At 43.9% G+C, this 23,168-nt stretch carries 21 protein-coding genes, 5 tRNA genes, 2 pseudogenes and 1 riboswitch; of the genes and pseudogenes, 24 read left to right on the forward strand and 4 right to left on the reverse strand.

The features are described from left to right. Positions 1 to 31 precede the first annotated feature (31 nt). The 7 genes from ffh (at position 32) to RUMAL_RS02150 (ending at position 4,784) form a co-directional block, all read left to right on the forward strand. Positions 32 to 1,408, forward strand: a complete 1,377-nt coding sequence (ffh, locus tag RUMAL_RS02120) for a signal recognition particle protein (RefSeq protein WP_013497164.1) — start codon at positions 32 to 34, stop codon at positions 1,406 to 1,408. 22 nt (positions 1,409 to 1,430) lie between these two features. Then, positions 1,431 to 1,640 (forward strand): immunity 17 family protein, encoded by a 210-nt coding sequence (locus RUMAL_RS02125; protein WP_013497165.1) that lies wholly within the window; start codon positions 1,431 to 1,433, stop codon positions 1,638 to 1,640. 120 nt (positions 1,641 to 1,760) lie between these two features. Beyond that, complete coding sequence (gene rpsP, locus RUMAL_RS02130) at positions 1,761 to 2,003, forward strand: 30S ribosomal protein S16 (RefSeq protein WP_013497166.1); 243 nt, start codon at positions 1,761 to 1,763, stop codon at positions 2,001 to 2,003. 95 nt (positions 2,004 to 2,098) lie between these two features. After that, complete coding sequence (locus tag RUMAL_RS02135; protein WP_013497167.1) at positions 2,099 to 2,332, forward strand: KH domain-containing protein; 234 nt, start codon at positions 2,099 to 2,101, stop codon at positions 2,330 to 2,332. A 131-nt stretch (positions 2,333 to 2,463) separates the two neighbouring features. Continuing rightward, complete coding sequence (locus tag RUMAL_RS02140; protein WP_013497168.1) at positions 2,464 to 2,904, forward strand: hypothetical protein; 441 nt, start codon at positions 2,464 to 2,466, stop codon at positions 2,902 to 2,904. Positions 2,905 to 2,998: 94 nt separating this feature from the next. After that, a complete protein-coding gene (locus RUMAL_RS02145; protein ID WP_013497169.1) occupies positions 2,999 to 3,433 on the forward strand; it encodes an RrF2 family transcriptional regulator in 435 nt (144 codons plus the stop codon). Positions 3,434 to 3,629: 196 nt separating this feature from the next. Then, complete coding sequence (locus RUMAL_RS02150; RefSeq protein ID WP_013497170.1) at positions 3,630 to 4,784, forward strand: alanyl-tRNA editing protein; 1,155 nt, start codon at positions 3,630 to 3,632, stop codon at positions 4,782 to 4,784. A 73-nt stretch (positions 4,785 to 4,857) separates the two neighbouring features. On the opposite strand, the gene RUMAL_RS02155 is transcribed toward RUMAL_RS02150, so the two are convergent. Then, complete coding sequence (locus RUMAL_RS02155) at positions 4,858 to 5,775, reverse strand: magnesium transporter CorA family protein (RefSeq protein ID WP_013497171.1); 918 nt, start codon at positions 5,773 to 5,775, stop codon at positions 4,858 to 4,860. 493 nt (positions 5,776 to 6,268) lie between these two features. Here RUMAL_RS02155 and RUMAL_RS02160 point away from each other — a divergent pair. The 8 genes from RUMAL_RS02160 (at position 6,269) to RUMAL_RS02195 (ending at position 11,135) form a co-directional block, all read left to right on the forward strand. After that, a tRNA-Val gene (locus tag RUMAL_RS02160) sits at positions 6,269 to 6,341 on the forward strand. 46 nt (positions 6,342 to 6,387) lie between these two features. Continuing rightward, positions 6,388 to 6,461 (forward strand) — tRNA-Asp (locus RUMAL_RS02165). A 7-nt stretch (positions 6,462 to 6,468) separates the two neighbouring features. Continuing rightward, positions 6,469 to 6,544, forward strand: a tRNA-Phe gene (locus tag RUMAL_RS02170). 3 nt (positions 6,545 to 6,547) lie between these two features. Then, positions 6,548 to 6,620: transfer RNA gene (locus RUMAL_RS02175), tRNA-Gly, on the forward strand. 150 nt (positions 6,621 to 6,770) lie between these two features. After that, positions 6,771 to 6,843 (forward strand) — tRNA-Gly (locus tag RUMAL_RS02180). 307 nt (positions 6,844 to 7,150) lie between these two features. Then, positions 7,151 to 8,467, forward strand: a complete 1,317-nt coding sequence (locus RUMAL_RS02185) for a hemolysin family protein (RefSeq protein WP_013497172.1) — start codon at positions 7,151 to 7,153, stop codon at positions 8,465 to 8,467. Positions 8,468 to 8,506: 39 nt separating this feature from the next. Beyond that, complete coding sequence (locus tag RUMAL_RS02190) at positions 8,507 to 9,820, forward strand: transglutaminase domain-containing protein (protein WP_013497173.1); 1,314 nt, start codon at positions 8,507 to 8,509, stop codon at positions 9,818 to 9,820. Positions 9,821 to 9,971: 151 nt separating this feature from the next. Beyond that, positions 9,972 to 11,135: a hypothetical protein gene (locus tag RUMAL_RS02195; protein ID WP_013497174.1), complete on the forward strand. Its 1,164-nt coding sequence runs from the start codon at positions 9,972 to 9,974 to the stop codon at positions 11,133 to 11,135. 178 nt (positions 11,136 to 11,313) lie between these two features. Here the strand turns inward: RUMAL_RS02195 and RUMAL_RS02200 are convergent, their stop codons facing one another. The 3 genes from RUMAL_RS02200 to efp all read right to left on the reverse strand — a co-directional run bounded on the left by RUMAL_RS02200 (position 11,314) and on the right by efp (position 13,177). Beyond that, positions 11,314 to 11,892 (reverse strand): ECF transporter S component, encoded by a 579-nt coding sequence (locus tag RUMAL_RS02200; RefSeq protein ID WP_013497175.1) that lies wholly within the window; start codon positions 11,890 to 11,892, stop codon positions 11,314 to 11,316. Between the two features lie 81 nt (positions 11,893 to 11,973). After that, positions 11,974 to 12,123: riboswitch (FMN riboswitch) on the reverse strand. A gap of 34 nt (positions 12,124 to 12,157) precedes the next feature. Continuing rightward, a complete protein-coding gene (locus RUMAL_RS02205) occupies positions 12,158 to 12,574 on the reverse strand; it encodes a CD1247 N-terminal domain-containing protein (RefSeq protein WP_013497176.1) in 417 nt (138 codons plus the stop codon). 45 nt (positions 12,575 to 12,619) lie between these two features. Continuing rightward, the gene (gene efp, locus RUMAL_RS02210; protein WP_013497177.1) at positions 12,620 to 13,177 is read right to left on the reverse strand and encodes an elongation factor P; all 558 of its coding nucleotides are present in this window, start codon (positions 13,175 to 13,177) and stop codon (positions 12,620 to 12,622) included. 340 nt (positions 13,178 to 13,517) lie between these two features. Between efp and RUMAL_RS02215 the strand changes: the two genes are divergently transcribed. The 9 genes and pseudogenes from RUMAL_RS02215 to RUMAL_RS02250 all read left to right on the forward strand — a co-directional run bounded on the left by RUMAL_RS02215 (position 13,518) and on the right by RUMAL_RS02250 (position 23,070). Then, positions 13,518 to 14,720 carry a 6-phosphofructokinase gene (locus tag RUMAL_RS02215; RefSeq protein ID WP_013497178.1) on the forward strand — a complete coding sequence of 401 codons (1,203 nt, stop codon included), beginning with the start codon at positions 13,518 to 13,520 and terminating at the stop codon, positions 14,718 to 14,720. 476 nt (positions 14,721 to 15,196) lie between these two features. Then, positions 15,197 to 15,364 (forward strand): annotated as a pseudogene (locus RUMAL_RS22895) (dTDP-4-amino-4,6-dideoxygalactose transaminase); the annotation flags it as partial. A gap of 46 nt (positions 15,365 to 15,410) precedes the next feature. Then, a pseudogene (rffA, locus tag RUMAL_RS02220) lies at positions 15,411 to 16,346 on the forward strand (dTDP-4-amino-4,6-dideoxygalactose transaminase). A 3-nt stretch (positions 16,347 to 16,349) separates the two neighbouring features. Continuing rightward, positions 16,350 to 18,761 carry a YfhO family protein gene (locus RUMAL_RS02225; protein WP_013497179.1) on the forward strand — a complete coding sequence of 804 codons (2,412 nt, stop codon included), beginning with the start codon at positions 16,350 to 16,352 and terminating at the stop codon, positions 18,759 to 18,761. 13 nt (positions 18,762 to 18,774) lie between these two features. After that, entirely contained in the window at positions 18,775 to 19,140 is a 366-nt protein-coding gene (locus RUMAL_RS02230; RefSeq protein ID WP_013497180.1) for an EamA family transporter, read from the forward strand. Beyond that, on the forward strand, positions 19,124 to 19,468 hold the full coding sequence (locus RUMAL_RS02235; RefSeq protein ID WP_013497181.1) for an EamA family transporter: 345 nt from the start codon (positions 19,124 to 19,126) through the stop codon (positions 19,466 to 19,468). Before RUMAL_RS02230 ends, RUMAL_RS02235 begins: the two co-directional genes overlap by 17 nt. Positions 19,469 to 19,500: 32 nt before the next feature. Then, complete coding sequence (locus RUMAL_RS02240; RefSeq protein WP_013497182.1) at positions 19,501 to 20,463, forward strand: glycosyltransferase family 2 protein; 963 nt, start codon at positions 19,501 to 19,503, stop codon at positions 20,461 to 20,463. After that, on the forward strand, positions 20,448 to 21,710 hold the full coding sequence (locus tag RUMAL_RS02245; RefSeq protein ID WP_013497183.1) for an ATP-grasp domain-containing protein: 1,263 nt from the start codon (positions 20,448 to 20,450) through the stop codon (positions 21,708 to 21,710). The genes RUMAL_RS02240 and RUMAL_RS02245 overlap by 16 nt, the downstream gene beginning before the upstream one ends. A gap of 133 nt (positions 21,711 to 21,843) precedes the next feature. Next, positions 21,844 to 23,070, forward strand: coding sequence for an NAD/NADP octopine/nopaline dehydrogenase family protein (locus tag RUMAL_RS02250; protein WP_013497184.1), 1,227 nt, complete (start codon positions 21,844 to 21,846; stop codon positions 23,068 to 23,070). The last annotated feature ends 98 nt before the right edge of the window (positions 23,071 to 23,168 follow it).

Here is a 23,168-nt window from a genome sequence, read left to right on the forward strand (position 1 = left end):
ACATACACACCACGGACAGGGAGGCATACTTATGGCATTTGAAGGATTGAGCGAAAAGCTCGGCGGCGTTTTCAAAAAGCTTAAAGGCAGAGGAAAACTTACCGAGGCAGACGTCAAGGAGGCTATGAAAGAAGTCAAGATGGCTCTGCTGGAGGCTGACGTAAGCTATAAGGTGGTCAAGGATTTCGTGGCTAACGTCACCGAGAGAAGTGTCGGTGAGGACGTGCTGAAAAGCCTAACTCCCGCACAGCAGGTGATAAAGATAGTTAATGAGGAGCTTGTCAAGCTGATGGGCGAGGCAAACTCAAAGATAAATTTCCCCAGCAAACCGCCTTGTGTTATAATGATGTGCGGCTTGCAGGGTTCAGGTAAGACTACTCATGCAGCAAAGCTGGCTAAGATGTTCAAGCGCCAGGGCAGCAGACCTCTGCTGATAGCTGCGGACGTCTACAGACCTGCAGCTATCGATCAGCTGAAGATAGTAGCAGAGAAGGCGCAGGTGCCTGTATTCGAGATGGGTCAGATCGATCCCCGCAAGATAGTTAAGGAAGGTCTTAAACAGGCTAAGGACTACGGCAACGATATGGTCATAATCGATACCGCAGGTCGTCTGCACATTGATGAAGAGCTCATGGATGAGCTGAAGGATATCAAGAAGATAGCAGAACCCAGCGAGATCATGCTGGTAGTCGATGCGATGATCGGTCAGGATGCCGTCAAGGTGGCTTCAAGCTTTGATGAGGCACTGGGTATAGATTCGGTCATACTGACAAAGCTCGATTCAGATACACGTGGCGGTGCTGCGCTGTCAGTGCTGGCTGTTACAGGTAAGCCTATCAAGTTCGTGGGCATGGGCGAAAAGCTTGACGAGTTCGAGCCTTTCCACCCCGAGAGAATGGCTTCAAGGATACTGGGCATGGGTGATATGCTCACTCTTATCGAAAAAGCGAGCCAGACGGTTGATGAAGAGGAAGCTGAGAAGCTTGCAAAGAAGATGCAGGAGGAAGGCTTCGACCTGAATGACCTCTTGGAACAGATGAAGCAGATCCACAAAATGGGCAGTATCAAGAACATCATCTCGATGCTTCCCGGTGCAAATAAAGTATCCGATGAGGATCTTGAAATGGGCGAGGCTGCACTGAAAAAGACCGAGGCTATGATTCATTCCATGACCAAGGCTGAACGCAAGAAGCCTGCGATAATAGATCCTAAGCGTAAAAGACGTATCGCTGCGGGCAGCGGCACACAGGTATCAGATGTTAATCAGCTTCTGAAGCAGTATGAGGATATGAAGAAGATGATGAAACAGTTCGGTATCGGCGGCGGTGGACTTCTCCACGGCAAGGGAGCAAGACGCAAGAGAGCTGCACTGCTGAAAGGTCTGGGTGCAGGAAAACAGCCTAAATAAGGCTGATACGTGAGGTAACAGAATGAGCAATACGATAGCAGCAATATTTGGGTTTGCGGCAGGTTTCTTCTGTATATTCTGTGCGTACAAGGACTACGACTGGTTCATGAACAGCAGCAAAGCACGTTTCTGGGTAAAGGTGCTCGGCCGTGACGGCGCAAGAAAGTTCTATATGGGACTCGGTGCGTTCATAATCGCTGTAGGTGCTGTACTTTGTTTTACGGGAGCTTAGTTGAAGATCCTTGCTGGGATGCATCCCGGAGGAAGTTGATCGGTATTGTTTTATATAATGTTTTCAATGCGGAGTTCCCCGCTTTGATATATTAAGGAAAGTTTATGGAGGTGAATACAAATGGCAGTTAAGATCAGACTGAGAAGAATGGGTGCTAAGAAGGCTCCTTTCTACAGACTTGTTGTTGCTGACTCCAGATATCCCAGAGATGGTAGATTTATCGAGGAGCTGGGCTATTATGATCCTACCAAGGAGCCTTCCCTGGTAAAGGTCGATGACGAAAAGGTTAAGAGCTGGATCGCTAAGGGCGCACAGCCTACCGACACAGTAAAGGCTATCCTGAAGAAGAACGGCACACTGTAATCGGGAATCAGGCACAAACAACTCTGATCGGTAAGGTAACAGTATCCCGCATCTGCCTTACCGATAACTTTTGCGGGAGGTAAGGAGTTTTAGCGATGGAAGAATTACTGAAAACTATCGTGACCGATCTGGTCGAGGACAAGACAGCTGTCGAGGTCAGTGTTGACGAGCCTAACGATGAAGGTGTTATCGTATATCATCTTCACGTAGCACAGGATGACATGGGAAGAGTAATCGGCAAGCAGGGCAGGATCGCAAAGGCTATCCGCGTTGTTATGAGAGCGGCTGCTTCCAAGCTCGGACAGAAGATTATGGTCGAGATCGACTGATAGGTACGATCAACATAAATAGTTTATCCACACCCTCGGCTTAAACGCGGCGAGGGTGTTTTTACTTAATTGAACGATCTACAAAAGTAAAGACCGTTTTGAGTGGATATATCAATAAAGGAGAAATGGCTATGAAAAAACCAGACTTTATGAAAGGGCGTTACGGCTTTGATATGCTGTTTTTCGCAGTGACTGTGGTCTGCCTGATAATAGTTCTGCTGACAAATACTCTGCTGTGTCGCATACCGCACATATCTGTCAGCGGTATAATGGGAGTGACCGGGCTGGCTATGATAATCAATACATCCCGTGTGTTTTCAAAGCAGATAAGCAGACGTCAGGCTGAAAATATCAGGTTCATACTCTTTCTGAATAAGCTGACAGGTAAAAATGGCAAGCCCGGTAAGTATGTTACTGATAACAGAGGGTACACGCCCCTTAGTCAGCTGAAAAAAAGTGCACCTGAAGGACTTCGATGCCGGTGTGGAAAGCTGCTTGATGTGCCGCCTGACAAAGGCAGTCATATAGTTATCTGCCCGAAGTGCGGAGAAAGACTGTATATAAAGAAATAACGATAGCGGCGGGACTTGACATTCCGTGGAAAATCGGTTATAATAAAATCATATTACAACCATAGGATTACTAAACCAACTAAGGAGGGAAGCTATGAAGATCTCCACAAAGGGAAGATATGCGCTCAGATTAATGACTGATCTTGCTGAACATAAGGATGATGGCTATATACCTATAAAGGTAATAGCTGAAAGACAGAACATAAGTGATAAATATCTGGAACAGATTATTTCTATACTCAGCCGCTCAGGCTATGTGCGCAGTGTCAGGGGCGCAGGCGGCGGCTATACGCTGGCTTATCCGCCTGAAAAGTACACAGTAGGTATGATACTGCGGCTGACAGAGGGCAGCCTTGCACCTGTTGCCTGTCTTGAAACGGATGAAAATCTGTGTCCTCGTGCTAAAGCCTGCCCTACATTATTTATCTGGGAGAAGCTGTATTCTGCCATAAATTATGTAGTAGACGGTATAACTATCGCGGATATCGTTGCACGCGATTTTGATGAAGCTGATCTTTACAGTATATGATATTACGCTGCTGCCTGCGGGCGGCAGCTTTTTTGTGGGCTGCAAGATTGACAACTATCTGCAAAAATGCTATAATTTTTTCATATCATCATTTTCGTAGGTCTGGTTTATGGACATAGATGAAAACAGGATAGCAGATCTTGATGAGCATACTCATATCAAGCTGATACTTGAAAAGATATAGAGGGGTAATTATATGACGGAGAAACTGTTTGATAACGGCACGCTGTTTGCTTTTGATGCGCAAGTGACAGCCTGTGCTGAAACTGAAAAGGGATATGAAGTCATACTCGACAGAACGGCTTTTTTTCCTGAAGGCGGAGGACAGGCAGGCGATGCAGGTACTCTTGACGGAGTAAAGGTAACAGATACCTATGAAAGAAACGGTGAAGTCATTCACCTGTGCAGGTCATCGCTGGAGGTCGGTAAAAAGGTATACGGTGAGATAGATGCGGATATACGTATCAGAAGGATGCAGAACCATTCGGGGGAGCACCTTCTTATGGGATTTATCCATAATATGACGGGCTATGAGAACGTAGGATTCCACATGGGCTCGGAGGAAGTGCTTCTTGATCTTGACGGTGTCATATCGGCTGAGGATATAAGGATATGCGAACAGAAAGCCAATGAGGCTGTTGCCGCTGATGTACCTATCACCATAAGCTATCCTGATGGCGAGGAGTTATCCTGTATGGAATATCGCAGCAAGCTGGAAATGACCGAAAATGTCAGGATAGTGACCATTGAGGGCATTGACCGCTGCGCCTGCTGTGCGCCACATTTTCCTTCAACGGGAAGTATAGGTATAATAAAGGTCATATCCGCTGAGAGCAACCGCGGCGGAACAAGGCTGCATATAATATGCGGACTGGATGCGCTTGATCTGATAAGGCAGAGGATGGAAAGTAATGCTGCTATATCGCGTATGCTGTCTGCTAAGCCTGAAAAAACTGCAGATGCTGTTGAAAAGCTGCTTGGCGAAAACGCAGCGCTTAAAAAACAGCTTGCGGAAAACGAGCGCCGTGCGGCAGAGGATATCATCGGAAGCATAAAAAATGACAGCAGAAAAAGCTTCTGCGTATTCACAAGAGGTATCGGCAGGAACAATATGCAGAAGATAGCCAACCATGCTGTAAAGCTTACTGACGGTGCGGTGGCTGTGCTTTCGGAGGATGCGGCAGGCTTTGGCTATATCATAGCATCCGAGAAGCTGCCGCTGCGTGCCATGGCTAAGGATATCAACTTGGCTCTGGGCGGAAAGGGCGGAGGCTCGGATCAGATGATACAAGGAACTTTTACAGCACCAAAGGAAGCTATCGAAAGCTACTTTAAAGCGATGCAGATGTAAGACGATCAGAATATAAAGGTAACATAAAAGGGACAGCTGTGAACAAGTCAGCTGTCCCTTAAATAATGTCATATCAAAGCCATTTTTTCCTTTTGAAGAATATGAGGCTGAAAATTACTATAACTATACTGAGCGCGATAACGATAGGATAGGATATCTTATACTCAAGCTCGGGCATATATTTGAAGTTCATGCCGTACCAGCCTGCTATCAGTGTAAGCGGCATGAATATAGAGGTGATAACCGTGAGCAGAGTCATTATCCTGTTCTGCTTGATATCGAGTCTTGACTGATACAGGTCGCGTATCTGTATGGAATAATCGCGCAGAGAGGAGGTCATATCGTGCAGACGGGATATGCGCTGATTGAACAGGTGGAAATATCTTACATTATCCTTTTTGAAGAAGTCGTTCTCATTTTCCTCAAGTTCCTGTGCCAGATCCTGAAGCTGTTCGTAATGGATGCGAAGATCTCTGAGGTCACTGCGTATATGGTTGACCCTTGGCGTCGGATCAGCTTCTGAGCCTGAAAGTATATCCGATTCAATGGTATCAAGCTCCTTGTCATACTTTTCCAGCATGGCCTGATCACCGGTGACAAGTTGTTCCAGAAAATCGTATATGAATCTTTCAAGACTTGGCAGTGCCCATTTTTTAGTGCGTATGATACTTTGCAGGATCTTTTCGACCATACCGCTGTCATCAATGAATACTATACCCTTCTCATCCAGTGCGAAGGCGAAATTTGTATTTGTGCCTGAGAGGTTTCTGCGGTCAGGGACAGAGAAGGTACCTGTCAGTGAATCGTAGTTGACCTCGGCTTTGGTTGAATGGACAGCCGAAAGATCAATGTCCATCTCAATGCCCATATCGAAAGTATCCTTGAACTCCATCCATTCTGCAGAAGTAAGTACAGCTACGTATTTAGCGCCCTGCTTGCCGCTGATGGTTTCCTCTGCCTTTTCAAGAGTGCTCTTAATATAGTATAACATTTTTGACCTCCTGTATGTTTGATAAGTATATTATAACACCGGATACCCGAAATTGCAACAACAAAATAAAGCGGGAAATATAATTCATGGTTATCCCTTTAACACACCATTAAAAAGTGCTATATAACAATGAATCATCGTGTTGATGTTATCCTTCCCCCGCCGCAGGCGGGGGAAGGATAACCGCCGAGTATTTCTAGTTCTTATATTACACCAAATTAATTGGTGTGTAAACGGGATAATCAGAATATAATTTAATTGCCTGCACAGCGAAGCGTATTTATAACGTAAAACTGCGTTTAGATATTTGACCTTTGTATAATATCTGCAATAGTTTTCAAGAATGACGATTAAAATACAGCGCTATTAACGAAGTGAAAAAAACTCAAAAAAAATCAAAAAAAACTATTGACAAATGGGGTGATATGGTGTATAATAGATACTGTTGTGAGGGACGAAACGAAAACGAAACGAACTTCACAGGAAAGAATATGGGGGTTTAGCTCAGCTGGGAGAGCATCTGCCTTACAAGCAGAGGGTCACAGGTTCGAGCCCTGTAGTCCCCATCAGTCAGATGTGTGCAGAACTTATCTGCACACGACTCTCTGACACGGCCCGGTAGTTCAGTTGGTTAGAACGCCGCCCTGTCACGGCGGAGGTCGTGAGTTCGAGTCTCATCCGGGTCGCTTATATGCTTCTGTAGCTCAGTCGGTAGAGCAGGGGACTGAAAATCCCCGTGTCGGTGGTTCAATTCCACTCGGAAGCACCATTTGCGGATTTAGCTCATCTGGTAGAGCGCCACCTTGCCAAGGTGGAGGTAGCGAGTTCGAGCCTCGTAATCCGCTCTCAGTATCCCGATGCTTAGGTATCGGGATACATTAATTAATGCGGGTTTATTTCAACGCTAGAATACCTTTCTTCCTGAGAGGAGAAACTTGTTTAACTCAAGTGACCCGCTCCACTGAATGCCGATAGTTTATCGGCATTTTTTATATGCGGATTTAGCTCATCCGGTAGAGCGCCACCTTCCCAAGGTGGATGTGGCGAGTTCGAGTCTCGTAATCCGCTTATCGCCCCTGTCGCGTATGGCGCGGCGGGGGTCTTGTTTTATATCACTATGATACGTATATCAGTATGGTTGTATCCTGTTAAAGAACTTTTTGTATAATTTAATAGCGATTCTAACATTTTAATAAAAAACACGAAAACTTTATCCTTATTTTTGTCAATTGAGAAAAATGTCGTAAGTTGCATAAAATGTTCTTGACAATCATCTCAATGTTTGTTATGATATATGTTAGCAAAGTGTATCAAAGTGTGTATTTTTTTGTATACTAAAATTACGTACCTGTTATGAAGAAAGGAATTTGATTTGATGGACGTTCCCGAACCGGCGCTTATGGGTGTAGCTTTACCCCTTATATGCAGCGTGTTTATATGGGTTTTTCGTGCCTGTGAATGCTGTGCTGCCGAAATACCCGACTCGCGCCTGAAAAAATTGGCGGAAAATGATAAACGAGCCCGAAATGTACTTATAATATTGGAACATTCCGGCAGATATACTGCACTTGATATTATCTCGCGTATTGTACTGATATCGGTACAATTTGCCTGTGTATTTGTGTGGGACTATTTCCCCATTAAGAAAATGTTCACTAATTGGTTCGGCGGTGGAAACGCTGCAGGCGGGATCTGTGCTGCCGCTGTTATCGTTCTTGTTATGACAGTCTGGGTGGCTGCTGTATGCCTTAATGTACCGAAAAAACTGTGTTCTGCCGGTAAGGTGGGTGAGCGTTTCCTGCTTAGGACAGCCGGGATATACCGAGGCTGGCTCACATTATTCATGCCGCTGGAGATTATATGCCGCGGTGTGACATCTGCTTTGCTGAGGCTTTTTGGCGTGAAAAATGTCAATGCAGAGGACCATGTCACCGAAGAAGAGATACTGATGATGGTGGATGCCGTTAACGAAACAGGCGGTATCGGTGAAAGTCAGGCGGAGATGATCAGCAATATCTTCGAGTTTGACGATATCGGTATAGATGAAGTGATGACCCACCGTACTGAGGTAGCTGCTATAGACGAAAGTGCGCCTATACGTGAGGCTGTTGAACTGGCGATAGAAAGCGGATTTTCGCGCATACCTGTTTATAAGGACAGTATAGACGATATACAGGGCGTTATCTATGCTAAGGATCTCCTTACACTTGTGTTCCATGAGAGTGCAGAGGACAGGACAGTAAAGGATTTTATGCGTGAGGTAATATTTGTACCCGAGAGCCGCAAGTGCGGAGAGCTTTTCAAGGAGCTCACTGCCAAAAAAGTACAGATGGCGGTCGCTGTGGATGAATACGGCGGCACTGCCGGTGTTGTTACACTTGAAGACCTTATAGAAACTATTGTGGGCGATATCGTAGACGAATACGACGATGAGAGTGAGGAGATAACAAAGATCTCCGACGGCGTTTTTGAGATAGAAGGTAATGCGGGTTATGAGGACGTTATGGAAGCCCTTGGCAAGGAACCCGATGAGGATTCACCCTTTGAAACGATAGGTGCTATGGTGATAGAACTGCTTGGTCATATACCAGATGACGGTGAAAGACCGTCTGTAAAATGGGAGAACATCAAGTTCACTGTGACTGAGGCAGAGGATAGAAGGATAGGCAAGATACGGGCAGAGCTTTGCTGACGGCACAGGCTCTGTGGAGCTTTGAAGGAGTGGATTTCTTTGAGCGGAAAGATTTTGGTGGCTGTTACGAGCCTGGCACTGCTTCTGGCGGCGGCGGGCGGAGGCTACTATGCCTACAGGACGCTTGACGACAGGAAACCTGTTGTTATATCCGGCAAGGATGAGGGCAGGTTAGTTACCCGAAAGAGCAAGGTAGATCTTCCCGGTGCTGGCGGAGAGGTCGTGGTCAAGGAGGAGATATCCTCAGAAACTGAGGACCTTTCTATCAGTGATGACGAGGCGGCTGAGATCGGTCTTCCTTATGCGGTCAACTATTTTGCAAAACAACTCACTGATGACGAGCAGACTGTCTGTCGGCAGATATACAAGGGTCTTGCTGATATGGAAGAGGAGATATACATCAAGAAGGATGTTGTCAGCTCGGCTGATATCTGTCAGCTTATGGTAATGTGCGTAACAAGTGCGCCTGAGATAGACTATATAGATACGAACTACTCGGTCCAGGTGGATGCTGACGGCTATGCTTCGGCATTGTTCGTAACGTATACCAAAACAGCTGAAGACCGTGAGATGCGCCGCATACTTACTGATCAGGCAATAGATCATATATGTGCGGGCATAAATCCCGAGTGGACTGATTTTCTGAAATACAGGCACATACATGATGCGATCGTAAACGGATGCCTGTACTACGAGGCTGACAGCGACTGTTACACAGCCTACGGATGTCTTGTGGGCGGAAATGCTGTGTGCGAGGGCTATTCAAAGGCGCTTATGATGCTGTGCGACAGGATGGATATACCATGCCTGCCTGTTGTTGGTCAGGGCGTAAACGAGGACGGCACCTCTCAGGGGCATATATGGAACAAGGTGATGCTTGACGGCGAGTGGTATGCCTGCGATGTCACCTGGGATGATCCTGTGTTTGAAAGTGCAGAGGACTATCTGCGCTATGATTACTTTTCTGTCACAGATGAGGAGATGGGTAGAAACCATATCCCCGATGAAAACAAGTATATAAACGAACCTGTCTGCACTGCCATGGAAAATGATTTTTACCGCTATTACGGTTATTTTGCGCAGGAGTCCGATAATGCTGAGGCAGCCTTCCGCCGTGCTGTATGGAATGCTATGTCAGCAGGGGATGAGTACGCAAGGATAAAGTGCGCTGACAGGGAATGCTTTGATCAGACACTGAACTGGGTGTTTGGGAACGGTTCCGGCAACGAAAGTCTGTTTTCTATTATAAGACACGGGGCTGAGATGAATCCCGATGCAGGCTATGATCCATCGGGATATTCGGTGATAAACAACTCTGTAACCTATAATATATCCATAAGGCTGAAGAAATAGTTCAAATAGTCAAATTTTTCCTTGCTGTGACAAAAAATAATAGTGAAAAATCAGTGAACAAGGTTGAAATTTCAGAGCAGATGTGTTATAATAGAGTTTAGTGATTTCAGATTTTTGCTTTTGCTTATATAAATGAAAGGAATGTTGAAAAATGGGAGCTGTCTCCACAAGTAAGAAGTCGAGTGCGGGCAAGAACGTACTGGTGTTCTTCATCGTATTCATTATATTGGAAATGCTGGTGATATTCGGCATTGGCAAGGTGTTCAAGAACAAGGACGTTACACCCAGCGTTATGGGCTACAGCCTGTTCATGACAAAAGAAGACCTGGTGAAGGCCGATAAAGACGGTACTGTGGTTGTTCCGAAGAATGTGCTGGTAATAGCCCGCGATGGTCTGACCGAGCCTAAAAATAAGATCGGTTCTGCGATACTCTGTGAGGATGTTGATGGTGTTGGCACAGGCGTTTTCTGGCTGGATAATCTCGAATCAAAGGATGAAGAGAACGGCGTAGATTATATTGTTACTAACGGAAATCAGAGTCATGTTATAAGAAGCGGAAATATCGTAGGTGTATGCGCAAGCTATTTTGTTACTGCAGGCAAGGTAATTAACTTTGTCACACAGAAGTTCGGTATGATCTGCTGCGCAGTAGTACCTCTGTTCCTGCTTGTACTTATTGAGCTTATTATAGCAATAGCTAATCATTCACCTGAAGAGTATGAAGAAGATGAAGAGGAAGAAGAAAACGTCAAAAGCGTTGAACTTGATGATTTCCTTTTCGGCGGCAAGGGCGAAAGTGAGCAGATAGCTAAACGCAGGAAAAAGCAGTCTTCTTCTGAGGATGAAGAGTTTGAAGAAGAGGATGAGCTGACAGTAAGAAAGGCTGCTTCAAATACTCAGGCAGCATCTGAAAGCGACGTTGACTTTGATTTTGATGTTAACAAACTCAAAAAGCCTGCAGCTGCTGAACGTGACTTCGGTGAGGCTATTGGTTTTGGCAGCAATACACAGAAGTTCAAAGCGGCAAAGGCAGATGATATATCTGATGATATCAATGTTCCTGCTCAGAACAATGAGGCGCCTGCTGACAACGGAAGCCTGCGTCTGAAAGATGATGAGTACTACGAGAAGGCATCACAGCTGGTAGAAGGCAGTAACGCTGCAAGACCTGCAAGACGTCCTGCCGGAGGACAAAGACGCAGAAGACGTCCGGTATCCTCTGCTGCAAATGGTGTAGACAGCGGAGCATCTCTGGAAGATCTGATGAAGCTGATGGAAGAAGAACAGAACAAACTCAAGAATCAGATCAAGTAAAAGCAATTATCAAAAAGCACTCCTGTGAAAATCAGGAGTGCTTTTTTGCATATATCACTTGGATTTGACAAGTTCAAAATTTCCGCCGAATACTGTCAGGACCAGTACTATTGAACCTACAATGACAAGTCCGGCGATAACGATGCCTATGATCGTATTGCGGGTCACTGTGAAGCCGTCATCGCGGCGGCTGAGCATATGAATGCTTTTTCAATGCCTGAGATATTGGCTTATACAGCATAAAACATATAGCTGCATTCAGTGCGCTTTTGATAAGGTTGAATGGCAGCAGGAGAGGCATTATCATGCCTATTACCTCGTCAATGGTGGTATGTGCATATATCGGTGTGATGAACAAATTCATCACCAGCATAACGGCAGTCATGCTGAACATGGCGGCGATAAGACCAATTACTGCGCCCTTGAAACTTTTGTTGTACTTGTATATCAGCGATGCTGTAACGGCAAATGCGGCGCTTCCGCCAAAATTCATAACCGCCCCGAGAAATCCTGTGTCGGACAGTGTTACCATCTCCAGCAGAGATTCTGCCAAGGCTACACCCAAAGCAGCCAATGGCCCGAAAACAAATCCTGCCATTGTGATGAACACGTCTTTGAATTCGAGGGTGAGGAAGCTGACTTTGAATCTGAAAACGAACAGACACAGATAACCAAGTGCGGTGAACATCGCCAGTATCGTCATTTCCTTGACATCCATTTTTTTGGAAGAGGAAGCACCCGCTGTTTTTGTACTCATTCTGATTCCCCCAGATAATAATTATATTCGTAAACAAATGATAAAGCCCCCAAGAAAAACTCGGGGGCTTTGATTTTTATGATGTCGTTTCTTTCATCCGGACTATACCGTCGGTACGGGTTTCTCACCCGTTCGGCGCCGGGCACACTGGCGAGGCGTTCGAGGACTTACAGCATAACAGAAACTGCTGCTCACCTCCGGTGTGGACTTTCACCACCCCTGAAACTAATTTATAGATATATGCCCTGTAACAGATCGCAGGATATTATTCCTCGTCCTCATCCTCGGAGAAATCAAATTCAAGACTCTCTCCACAGTTCGGACATTCTATCGAACCGCTCTCGACCATTTTATCGTCCATTACGATAGTTTCGCCGCATGTGGGGCATACGCACTCATAAAGAGTGTCATCATCCGGATCGTAGTCATAATCTTCGTCATCATCATCGTCACCGTAGAACTCATTGTAGAAGTCGTCCTCCAGATCGGAAAGATCGTCGCTTATGCTGTCAACTACATCAACAGTTTCATCAGCAAGTACTGTAACGTCCTCGATAGCCTTAGCCATCTCCTCCATCAGTTCAGCCATTGCCTTCAGTACCTTGCCCTGATCGGTAGTTTCATCGATCTTCATGCCTTCCATAAGACCCTTGATATAAGCTGCCTTGTTAGTAAGCTCCATTAAAGCCGCCTCCTTTTCAGGTTATGATGTTATTGATACTATGACTTATGCACGCTCCATGTACTCGCAGGTACGTGTATCGATCCTGATCCTGTCACCGGTGTTGATGAACAGAGGAACTCTGATCTCAGCGCCTGTTTCAACAGTCGCAGGCTTTGTAGCATTAGTAGCGGTGTTGCCCTTCTCGCCGGGCTCGGTCTCTGTAACTTCGAGATCTACGAAGAAAGGAGGCTCAACGCCAAATACCTGACCCTTGTAAGAAAGGATCTTACATACCATGTTCTCCTTAACGAACTTGAAGTTGTCGGAAAGCTCGCTCTTGTTTACGGGGATGAGCTCGAATGTCTCAGAATCCATGAAGTAGTAGAGATCGCCGTCACTGTAGGAATATTCCATATCCTTTCTCTCAACATAAGCGGTAGGGAACTTTGCTGTGGGGTTGTAAGTCTTTTCAATTACAGAACCTGTAATAACGTTCTTTACCTTTGCTCTTACAAAAGCAGCACCCTTACCGGGCTTAACGTGCTGGAATTCAACGATCTGCATTACGTTGCCTTCCTCTTCAAATGTCATACCATTTCTGAAATCGCCCGCTGTTACCATATTTTTAGTACCTCCATTATTTTATATGCTAAAAATTCATGCCCAAATCACGTTTGCACATTTTCATATCATAATCATACCATATTTCGCGCTCCATTTCAAGTCTTTTAAAAAACTTTTTAAAATTTGTTAGCATTCTTTTTGGCGCATGAGCTTAATATTCCCATGATACACACTTACACCGTTAATAACAGTACAAATTTTTGTGAAAAACGGAAAAGATTATTAATATTTGAAATTGCCTATTTTATTTGAAATCAAAATGTGCTATAATTTTTGTTGGAAATGCGGAGTGGTGTCCGCAGATAATAAGGAAATAAGGATGTACGGAGGTATTCAAATGAATATTGCAGTTGCTCAGTCGGGCGGACCGACCTGTGCGATCAACGCTTCTTTGCTAGGGGTATTCAAGGAAGCACTGAAAACTCCCGGGATAGACGCAGTTTTCGGTTCTATCAACGGTATCGAGGGCATGATCAAGGACGAACTCATTGATCTTAAAATGGTGATAAGATCCAATGAGGATATGGAGCTTTTAAGGCAGACTCCATCGACGGTGCTCGGTTCATGCCGCTACAAGCTGCCTGCGGCTGACGCAGACGATGAGGTGTACCGCAAGATACAGACAAATCTTGAAAAACATCGTATCGAAGCTTTTTTCTATATCGGCGGAAATGATTCCATGGATACAGTGGATAAGCTTTCTGCTTTTCTGAGGTCTGCGGGTTCGGATATCAGGGTGATAGGTATACCTAAGACCATCGACAACGATCTTCCCGTTACCGATCATACTCCGGGATTCGGCTCGGCTGCGAAATATGTGGCAGCCACCGTTCAGGAGATAATCAGGGACAGTTCTGTATACTCGGTGGATTCTGTTACCATTATTGAAGTAATGGGCAGACACGCAGGCTGGCTGACAGCTTCCACCTGTGTTCTCAGGGCTAACGATGAGATTGCTCCTCACCTTATATATCTGCCCGAATGCGATCTTGATGCTGACAAGTTCCTTGAAGATGTACGCATAATGCAGGCAAAGCACAAGGCAGTAATAGTTGCAGTATCCGAGGGTGTTCGCATACCCGAGGAGAACAGGAAGGATATCGTTGTTGATAACTTCGGTCACGAATACCTTTCGGGCATCGGCAAGACTCTGGAGCAGCTGGTAAAGGAAAGGATAGGCTGCAAGGTACGTTCTATCGAACTTAATGTTATGCAGAGATGTTCATCGCATATATGCTCAAAGACCGATATCGACGAAGCTGAGCTTATCGGCAGTGAGGGTGTTAAACGCGCACTTGCCGGAGAAACAGGCAAGATGGTATACTTCAAGCGCCTGAGCGATGTACCCTATGTTATTACCGTTGAAACTACAGATGCTTCGCAGGTAGCTAACAAGGAGAAGTTCTTTCCGAAGAAGTGGGTAAATCATGCACGAAATGATGTTATGCCCGAGGCTGTAAAGTATTTCCTGCCGCTGATACAGGGCGAGGTAAAGATCGCCATGAAGAACGGTATGCCTGTTCATTTCAAACTTAAATAATAAACGGCATAGATCGGGAGCTATACACTGACGTGCCGGGATGGGTGCTTTTGATCTCAGATGTTATCATAATATGTCGTGGCTTTTTAAGATATTAAGCCCTTCAATAATTGAATTAGGATATCACAAGCAAAGCGGTCAGCTATTATGGTTGACCGCTTTTTTTACATTATCAATGATCTGCAAGCTTAACTGTTCAAAAATCACATTCCTGTTTATTGACGGTACATATATATTAATGAAGGAATGATGCGAACCATTTTTACTGATAACAGACTTGTTTTGTATTAAGATAATTTGAAATTTAAACTAAGATGTCATTACTCCGGGTTGGAGAAATGGATTATAATTAAACTACCATATGTTATTATTCTTTGTTGAAACAATGAATAAATCACAAATGAAAATACCGGGTCACAGCATATATTATACTGTGACAGAACATAAAATAAACTTATAACAACAGGGGCAATAATATGATCAGTTTTAATGTACCGCCGGTAGTCGGTAATGAACTCGGATTTATAGCTGAAGCAGTGGAAAATAGACGTATTTCAGGTGATGGTGATTTCACGAAGCGCTGCAGCAGGCTTATGGAAAAACGCTTTGATGCGCGTCACGTACTGATAACTACGAGCTGCACCAGTGCTCTTGATATGGCTGCACTTTTATGCGGTTTCAATGAGGGCGATGAGGTCATTCTTCCAAGCTATACCTTGCTATACCTTTTCCAGTACCGCCAATGCTATTATACTTGGCGGTGCAGTGCCTGTATTTGTAGATGTTCGTCCCGATACCATGAATATCGACGAAACGAAAATAGAAGCAGCAATAACTCCGCGTACAAAAGCCATAACTGTTATGCATTACGGCGGTGTAGCCTGCGAAATGGATACTATAATGGATATAGCGCACAGGTATGGTCTTATGGTCATAGAAGATGCAGCTCAGGGAGTCATGAGCACCTATAAGGGAAAATATCTCGGTACTATAGGAGATTTTGGGTGCTATTCGTTCCACGAGACTAAGAATTACTCTATGGGCGAGGGCGGGGCGCTGCTCATAAATAATGATGCTTATCTTGAAAGAGCGGAGATACTACGTGAGAAAGGAACGAATCGTTCCAAGTTTTACCGCGGTGAGATAGACAAATACACATGGGTAGATTTCGGAGACAGCTATCTTCCAAGCGAGATAAATGCGGCGTTTCTCTAGGGACAGCTGCAGATGCTTGATGAGATAAACAATGATCGTCTTACAACTCACCGCATATACTCAGAAGCCTTTGGACCTCTGGTAAAAAAGGGACTTATAGAGATACAGAACATCCCGGATGGCTGCTGTCATAATGCTCATCTTTTCTATATAAAGCTGCGTGATCTTGAACATAGGACAGAGTTCATAAAATATATGAAGGAAGCAGGTATAACTACGGTATTCCACTATGTACCGCTGCATTCTGCTCCCGCAGGTATACATTACGGCAGATTCAGCGGAAAAGATATTTATACGACAAAGAAAAGTGAACGTCTGGTCAGGCTTCCTATGTATTACGGAATGACAGATGAGGACAGGCATACTGTAACGGAAACTGTCTTGTCTTTCTTTGTGATGACGGAGGAATGACTAATGCCTGACGAAAAGAACATGATCAAACACCCTTTACTTAAATTGTTTTTTACTTCTTTTTTCTTGTTTCTTGTCGGTATTTCTCCCATACTCATCATTTCAAAGGGCGTGTATATGTGGACAGGAGACTATAATGAACAGACTATTGTATTTACCGAATATATAAGCAAGCTGCTGCACAGCGGTCAGGGATTCCCGGCTTTTGACTGGAATTCCTTCCTGGGTATGGATTTTCTTACCTCTTATCATGATCACATTTTTTCTCCGTTTGACTGGCTGATGTACGCGGTCCCGACCGGTGTTATGCCTTACATACATACTGTTGTTATGGCATTGAAAGTCGGATTATCAGCAGTAACAGCTTATATTTACTGCCGTCAGTATGTCAAAAAAGATCAGAGCGCCTATTTATGCGGTCTGCTGTATGCTTTTTCCGGTTTTCAGCTGTTTGATCTGGTATATCAGTTTTCGGAAAGATATCTTATGTTTCCGCTGATGTTGTATTGCTTTGATCAGTTGGTGATAAACAGAAAGCCGTTCTGTTTTGCTGCACTTCTTGGAATTTATTGTCTTATAAGTCCTGTTTTTGCTTGGATGACGTGTCTGTTCCTGTTGATATATTACATCGTCAGGACCGCAACAAAGAGTTTCCCGAAACTTGATCTGAAACTGTTCATGCGTCTGGCAATTGAAACCGGCTGCGGTGTTCTTATGAGTGCTATGTTGATGCTGCCTTTCTATAGCGTTCTTTCGGGAAATGCCCGTGCAGACGGAAAGATATTCAGCCACAGTCTGATAGCTTATGAGAATCCCGGAGTAGTGCTGTGTATAATAAGATCAATGTTTTTTCCGCCGGCTTTATGTGCTAACGACTGGTATTTCAGGAACAGTCAGTTGAGTATATCTCCGCCGCTGTTGTATATACCCCTGTTCTTGATACTGGGTGTATACATGATATTCAAGAAGGAAAAACGTGCGTGGTATAGTGTACTGTTGAAAGTATGCATCATATTTGCTTGTGTACCTGTTCTCAACAGTTCTTTTGCAGTATTCAATAACAGGTATTATGCGCGCTGGCTTTTTATGCCTCTGCTTGTTATGATAATGATGACCGGCAGATATATAGATAATATCGAAGATGCAAAGCCGAAAAAAGAACTTCGGATATGTGCGGCGATCGTAGGATTTATGATCGTATACGGTGTATATACGGCTTGCTTTGAAAAGCCGCGGATTTACGGGAATAGAGCCTGGATCATCATGGCTGCTGTTTCACTGTTTGGAATGATCGTGCTGTATCTTCTTCATTATCCTATGGATAAGGTAAGCTTTATCTCTGTAAGAAATATACGTAAGCTTGTGTGTGTGTGCTGTGTTTTGCCATTTTTTGGTACGGCATTCTTTCTTGCACAGGAAAACTATTTTGAAAGTATCCCAAAACAGAAAGACATTATGTGGAATGGCTCTGAACCTGTAGTGATAGATGATGATGAATTCTTCAGGACTTCATACTGCATGACAAACACTAAAAACAAATCAATGATCTGGGGGTATCCCACAATAGCAACTTTTAACTCCATGATAACCGGAGATACCAGCAGTTTCCTGGGAGAAACAGGAAATAATTTTAACAAGAAGATCAATCTGACATTTGATACTGATAATTATGCATTGTGCAGCTTCCTTTCGGTGAAATATGATCTTTATTGCAACCTTCTTCTTACGGGAGGTATCGAAGTTGAACCGGAAGATCTGAATAAGCATATAGAGGGTTTTGAACAGGATAAGGTAATAAATCGTTATGTATTATATAAAAACAAGGCGTTTATACCTATGGGTTTTACCTATGACAACTATATCAGGATAGATGCGCAGCCTCATAATAGCGATGAGGATAGCAGGAAGATGTATGATGACAAGGTTGACAGGCAAAAACTTTTTCTGAAGGCTATATGGCTCACGGATGAACAGATAGAGAAATATGGTGATATATTACAGGAATTGCCCGAAGATAAATATAATGATGTATCTGTTGAAACCTATTATCAGGACTGCCGCGACCGTGCTGCCAGCGCTTGCTACGAATTTGTGCCTGATAAGACCGGATTCAATGCACGTATCGACCTGCCGAAGGATAATCTTGTATTTTTCTCAGTACCTTACAATAGATATTTTACTGCATATATTGACGGCAGCCCCACAGAGATCGAACGCGTATTCAACGGACTTTCGGCGGTATATGTACCGCAGGGAGATCACAGTATCTCGTTCAGGTACAGGATACCAGGGTTCAAGTACGGAGTTATCATTTCGTCTGTGAGTGCAGGGATACTGCTTATATATACGGCTGTCGATCTGATACTTAAACGCAGGATACGCAGTAAGGACGGAACGGCTGTGAATGAAGCATAGTGAGGCGTAATATATGAAAGGATCCGATAAAAAATACTTTCTTCTTATGCATCTGATCGTGTTGGTGATGTCGTTCGGCGGGGTGTTTTCAAAAAAGGCTGCTGCAGAAAAGTTCTTGTCTTTGAAATGGATCGTCCTGTACGGAGCTCTGCTGCTGGTGCTTATGGTATATGCTGTGTTCTGGCAGCAGATATTAAAACACTTGAAACTAAGTACTGCTTATGCCTGCAGATCGGTCACGGTCGTATGGGGAATGGTGTGGGGCATACTGTTCTTCAACGAACAGCTCACTGCCAAGCAGATCATCGGCGGCATGATAGTTATTGTCGGAGTGATATTTGTTTCGTCCGGAAAGGAGTATCATGACAAGGTTGACTAAATATGCGCTTATTCTGGTGTTAAGTTCGCTGATATCGTCGTTTTCACAGATACTTTTGAAAAAATCGGCAGGAAAACAATACAGTTCAAAGCTGCGTGAGTATCTGAACATACCTGTGATGACCTCGTATGGAGTGTTTTTTCTTTGTACACTGATCTCTATGTACGGACTGAAGGTCGTGCCGCTGTCCATGTCACCGCTGCTTGATGCTACGGGATATATTTTTGTTACGATACTTAGTTTCCTGTTTTTTCGAGAGATACCTGAAAAAAAGCAAGTTTTCGGTCTTGGTCTGATACTGATCGGGATCATTGTATATGCGATATAGAGTTTATGAGTATGTAAAGGAATGATTATAGAATGGATATATCGGTAGTGGTACCTGTATACGGCTGCCGCTCCGCACTGCCTGTGTTGTGTGAACGGCTGAACAACACGCTTTCTTCGATAGTGAATGAGTATGAGATCATACTTGTTGAGGATCACTGTCCGCAGGGTTCCTGGGAAAGCATAAAGGAACTGTGTGAAAATGACAAGCGTATAAAGGGTATACATCTTTCACGTAATTTCGGACAGGCTAATGCGATCACAGCGGGTATTGATATATGTACGGGTGATTGGGTAGTCGTTATGGATTGTGATCTTCAAGATCCGCCGGAAGCGATCGTTGATCTTTATAAGAAAGCGCAGGAAGGGTATGATGTTGTATTTGCAAGGCGTATCCAAAGAAAGGATACTGCTGTCACACTTTTTCTATCAAGATCGTTCTATCGCGTGCTGAGCTATTTTACTGAGGAGGATATAGATCCTTCGATAGGTAATTTCAGTGTATCTCGCAGATCTGTTATTGAAAATTATTGCAGGATGAGAGAACAGAACCGTGCGTATCAGATGTTCATAAAGTGGCTCGGATTCAGACAGACTTCGATAGATATCGAATGTGAAGAACGCTATGAGGGCAGATCGTCTTATAATATGCGGAAAAAGATACGGTTCGCAGTTTCTCTTATAACCACTCATTCCAATAAACCTCTGAAGCTGTCTATTAAGCTGGGTTTCATTCTGTCATCTCTTGCTATGATATACATACTGGTGCTTATAATCCAGAAGATCATGGGACGTGACATACTTGCCGGCTGGACGAGTATTATTGCAGCGGTAGTCATCATGGGTGGACTGATACTGATGATGCTGGGTATAGTAGGCATATATATCGGCAATATTTTCAATGAGGTCAAGAACAGACCTATATATGTGATAAGTGAGGCTATCAATTGTGAAAACAGATATGGTGGGGATAGTAAGAAATGCAGCACAGATTAGTAATTATCGGTTCTTTATACGAAAATGTTCAATTGGTCATAGAGGCAAAAAAGCGCGGTTATTATACGATAGTATGTGACGGTTATAAGAACGGACACGCGAAGAATATAGCAGATAAGTATTATGATATTGATATACGTGATACGGAAAAAGTTGCTGAGATGTGTATCAGAGAAAAGGCTGATGGCATATTGGGATCATTTTCTGATCTTGTGTTTGAAAAAATAACTGAGATAGCACATAAAGCAGGTATTGAATGGTATGCTTCGGCAGATATGCTCAAATACTATAGGGATAAGAAACAGGCAAAGGATCTGCTGCGCTCTCTGGGTGTGAGCGTTCCGGAAAACAGGATCATAAACAAGGATTTTTCCGATGAGGATATCAAAGGACTGAGTTTTCCTCTTGTGGTAAAGCCCTCGAATGCATGGGGCTCAAAGGGGATATATGTGGTAAACAACAGCGAAGAACTTCGGCTGTATGCAGAAAAGTCGGCAGAGATCTCACATTCAGAAAAGGTGTTGGTCGAGGAATACAGCAAGGGAGGAGAATACAATATCACCTCGTTTGTAGCGGAAGGAAAGGTCTATGTTATCAGCTGCGGAGACCGTGAGAAGACCAGATGTGAAGATAAGTCCATACCAAGACTGAGCCGTATTTTTTACAATACCTCACGGCATGATGACATAATTGAAGCAGCAAGGGTGACGCTCCAGAAATTTGCAGATGCTGTCGGTCAGAAGTACGGCGTGCTGTCAATGCAGTGCTTTTTCTACAAAGGTACTCTTACAGTATGTGAGATAGCAGGAAGGATACTTGCATTTGAAAATGATATCATAGGCGCTCATTCTGGGCTGAGTATAAATCAGCTGCTGCTGGATTGTGTTTATGATAAAGCTGCTTTGAAAGAGAAACTGATACAAAGCAGGGGATACGTTCCTTCAAAATTATATGCAAGACTATATTTTTTTGCGTATGACGGACATATCATAGAAAATATGGATAATGTGTACGAGCTATGTAAATATGATAAGCTCACTGATGATATCGTTTTTTATAATGAGGGAGAAAAAATAGATAACAGAAGTACCAGATCATATTTTGCGACTTTCTCATTCACAGCAGATTCCATCGCAGATATGGATCGTACTACGGATCATTTTGCAGAAAAAATGAAAGTGTTTTCAACGGACGGCAAGAACATTATCTGTCCGATCAATCTGGATAATGACCGTGATTATAAATAAAAATTGGTTATCTCTTTGGCACACCGATCTGAAAGCAGATGTGATATTGAGTATTTATTGAGATCACTGTAAAAGGGCTGTATTGCTTGGTGCGTCAGGGTGATAAAATATAATATTGAAAAGAGGAAAGATAATGAGCAGAGATATGTCATATTTAAAAGGGATGCCTGTAGCGGTCCTTGGAAGTGGTGCAGTAGGTAAAACGATAGCTGCAGATTGTAAGCTGGCAGGTTCGGAAGTCAGACTATGGGGCAGTGAGGAGTATTACGAGAGTTCAATGAAGATACTTCATAAATCGGGGATACTTCTTGACGGCATTCAACGCAACAGGGACGGGTTTGAGCGCTCCGGCAAAGCTTATCTTGATGTAATCTCTACTGATATGGCAGAGGTTGTAAAGGGTGCTGGAATAATATGCGTTGCTACTACTTCCTGGAGACATGAAGCTATGTTCAGGCAGCTGATACCTTGTCTTGAAGACGGACAGGTCGTAATGGTATTTACAGATAACTGGGCAAGTCTTCTGCTAAGAAAGATGATGAGAGAAGCAGGCTGCACTAAAGACGTTATAGTTGGCGGATGGTCTTCTGCTCCTTATGGTACAAGAATTGAAAAGATCAATGATTACTGGCTGCCTCATGTTGGCGTAAAGTACAGAGCTATCAGCCTCAGAGGTGCTGCTATGCCTGCAAAGGACAGCGATGATTTTATTGAAGCATCCAGATATCTTCCGGCTATGGACAGTGTTACACAAGGTGATGGTCCTGTTAAGGGTGATACGATCCTGGATATTGATTTTGCTAATGTAAATCCGGTTATCCATGTCCCGGCATCTGTTCTTGGTGTATCAAGTATGGAGAACTGGGTACTTGTCTACGGAAATGCACCGGAGACATATTCAATGTATTCTCACGGACTATGCCCTTCTATTTGTGAGGTACAGTATCAATTCTTCAATGAAGAGATAGCACTTGCAAAGAAACTTGGTGTCGGATGTCCGAGGTACAAGAAGCAGATGTTCTTCTCCAGAAGAAGTGTTCTGACGCAGGAGTATATGGGTCTTGATAAAGACGGAAACGATAATGTCGTTTTTCCGCTTGATCAGCCTTCCGATGAGGGAAATGTCGGTCCGAACAACATAAATCACAGATACCTGACAGAGGATATCCCGGTAAGCTGTAAGCTGTATCATGACCTTGGCGTTGCATACGGAGTTCCGACACCTGTCATTGACGCTATGATCATTCTGGGCGGTGCATTCCATCAGACTAACTATTTTGTTGATGACAGATATACGCTCGATTATATCGGTATAGGCGGAATGAGCATTGAGGAGCTTAATGATTATCTGAGAAACTGATGATCCTGCGTTCGATTTGAACGACAGTGTGCTGATAGTATAAAGTACGACAAAAACTGAAAGGCTGCGTGCTCGTAAGGAACACGCAGCCTTATAAT

The organism is Ruminococcus albus 7 = DSM 20455, assembly GCF_000179635.2.
GTDB lineage: Bacteria > Bacillota > Clostridia > Oscillospirales > Ruminococcaceae > Hominimerdicola > Hominimerdicola alba.

Excerpts from the sequence above, each read along its gene's own strand:
- ffh (WP_013497164.1), top strand. The coding sequence starts at position 32 with ATGGCATTTGAAGGATTGAGCGAAAAGCTCGGCGGCGTTTTCAAAAAG.
- RUMAL_RS02125 (WP_013497165.1), top strand. The coding sequence starts at position 1,431 with ATGAGCAATACGATAGCAGCAATATTTGGGTTTGCGGCAGGTTTCTTC.
- rpsP (WP_013497166.1), top strand. The coding sequence starts at position 1,761 with ATGGCAGTTAAGATCAGACTGAGAAGAATGGGTGCTAAGAAGGCTCCT.
- RUMAL_RS02135 (WP_013497167.1), top strand. The coding sequence starts at position 2,099 with ATGGAAGAATTACTGAAAACTATCGTGACCGATCTGGTCGAGGACAAG.
- RUMAL_RS02140 (WP_013497168.1), top strand. The coding sequence starts at position 2,464 with ATGAAAAAACCAGACTTTATGAAAGGGCGTTACGGCTTTGATATGCTG.
- RUMAL_RS02145 (WP_013497169.1), top strand. The coding sequence starts at position 2,999 with ATGAAGATCTCCACAAAGGGAAGATATGCGCTCAGATTAATGACTGAT.
- RUMAL_RS02150 (WP_013497170.1), top strand. The coding sequence starts at position 3,630 with ATGACGGAGAAACTGTTTGATAACGGCACGCTGTTTGCTTTTGATGCG.
- RUMAL_RS02155 (WP_013497171.1), bottom strand. The coding sequence starts at position 5,775 with ATGTTATACTATATTAAGAGCACTCTTGAAAAGGCAGAGGAAACCATC.
- RUMAL_RS02185 (WP_013497172.1), top strand. The coding sequence starts at position 7,151 with ATGGACGTTCCCGAACCGGCGCTTATGGGTGTAGCTTTACCCCTTATA.
- RUMAL_RS02195 (WP_013497174.1), top strand. The coding sequence starts at position 9,972 with ATGGGAGCTGTCTCCACAAGTAAGAAGTCGAGTGCGGGCAAGAACGTA.
- RUMAL_RS02200 (WP_013497175.1), bottom strand. The coding sequence starts at position 11,892 with ATGAGTACAAAAACAGCGGGTGCTTCCTCTTCCAAAAAAATGGATGTC.
- RUMAL_RS02205 (WP_013497176.1), bottom strand. The coding sequence starts at position 12,574 with ATGGAGCTTACTAACAAGGCAGCTTATATCAAGGGTCTTATGGAAGGC.
- efp (WP_013497177.1), bottom strand. The coding sequence starts at position 13,177 with ATGGTAACAGCGGGCGATTTCAGAAATGGTATGACATTTGAAGAGGAA.
- RUMAL_RS02215 (WP_013497178.1), top strand. The coding sequence starts at position 13,518 with ATGAATATTGCAGTTGCTCAGTCGGGCGGACCGACCTGTGCGATCAAC.
- RUMAL_RS02225 (WP_013497179.1), top strand. The coding sequence starts at position 16,350 with ATGCCTGACGAAAAGAACATGATCAAACACCCTTTACTTAAATTGTTT.
- RUMAL_RS02230 (WP_013497180.1), top strand. The coding sequence starts at position 18,775 with ATGAAAGGATCCGATAAAAAATACTTTCTTCTTATGCATCTGATCGTG.
- RUMAL_RS02235 (WP_013497181.1), top strand. The coding sequence starts at position 19,124 with ATGACAAGGTTGACTAAATATGCGCTTATTCTGGTGTTAAGTTCGCTG.
- RUMAL_RS02240 (WP_013497182.1), top strand. The coding sequence starts at position 19,501 with ATGGATATATCGGTAGTGGTACCTGTATACGGCTGCCGCTCCGCACTG.
- RUMAL_RS02245 (WP_013497183.1), top strand. The coding sequence starts at position 20,448 with ATGCAGCACAGATTAGTAATTATCGGTTCTTTATACGAAAATGTTCAA.
- RUMAL_RS02250 (WP_013497184.1), top strand. The coding sequence starts at position 21,844 with ATGAGCAGAGATATGTCATATTTAAAAGGGATGCCTGTAGCGGTCCTT.